General features: G+C 61.9%; 1 pseudogene. It reads left to right on the forward strand.

From position 1 onward, the window contains the following. Positions 1-128: 128 nt before the first annotated feature. Positions 129-992 (forward strand): annotated as a pseudogene (locus P0R31_RS40690) (IS5 family transposase); the annotation flags it as partial. Positions 993-1,150 lie beyond the last annotated feature (158 nt).

Genomic DNA, 1,150 nt, shown 5'->3' on the forward strand with positions numbered 1-1,150 from the left:
TTTTTGAAGCGGAGCGAGGTTTGAGATTGCAAGCCTTTCGGGTTTGAAGGCCCGAAAGCTTGCAATTTCATTTTTGCGATTCCCTCGAATCGCCGGTCGTGATTCCTTCGGTTGCATCGGAGGGGACGATGCGACCCAAGGAACGACGGGACAGCGGACAGGCCGATCTTCTGCGCTCGCGGCTGGACGCGATCACCGACATGGACCATGCCCTGGTGAAGCTTTCGCGGACGATCGACTCGCCGTTCCTCGAGGAGCGGTTCGGCGCGGTCTACGAGGACAAGCCGGGCCGGCCGCCGCTGCCGACGCGGCTGATGGCAGGACTTGCCACCTCAAGCACACCTACGACCTCTCCGACGAGGTGCTGTGCGAGCGCTGGGTCGAGAACCCCTATTACCAGTTCTTCTGCGGCGAGGAGTTCTTCCAGCACCGCCTGGTGTTCGATCGCTCCTCGCTGACGCGCTGGCGCCAGCGCATGGGCGAGGATAAGCTGCAAGCGCTGCTGCAGGAGAGCCTCTCGGTCGCCACCAAGACCGAAGCGATCAAGCCGTCCGACCAATCGCGTCATCGTCGACACCACGGTGCAGCCCAAGAACGTGATGTTCCCGACCGATGCGCGGCTTCTGAACCGGGCGCGCGAGATCCTGGTCCGGCTGGCAAAACGGCAGGGGCTGGCGTTGCTGCAATCCTATGCGCGGGTGGGAAAGTTCGCGCTGATCAAGCATCAGCGCTATGCCCACGCCAAGCAGTTCAAGCGCGCCAACCGAGCCTTGAGGACGCTTCGAACCTATCTCGGCCGCGTCATCCGTGGCATCACCCGCAAGATCGAAGGCCGCACCGACTTGCTCGGTGAGATTGTCCTCGGCCGCATGCTGGCGCTGGCGCGACGGGTGCTTGACCAGAAGCAGCACCAACGTGGACCGAAGGTCTACTCGCTGCACGCGCCGGAGTTGGAGTGCATCGGCAAGGGCAAGGCGCACCGGCCTTATGAGTTAATGGCATGGACCACGCCCGCTCACAGGGGCAACGTACAGCCCCGCCAAGAGAGGAGCGCGAGAGCCATGTCCCATACGAACATTGTCACGATCGGTATCGACCTGGGCAAGAACACATTCCATGTGGTGGGATTTGATACCACGGGTGCAATTAT

Source organism: Bradyrhizobium yuanmingense (genome assembly GCF_029167105.1).
Classification (GTDB): domain Bacteria; phylum Pseudomonadota; class Alphaproteobacteria; order Rhizobiales; family Xanthobacteraceae; genus Bradyrhizobium; species Bradyrhizobium yuanmingense_A.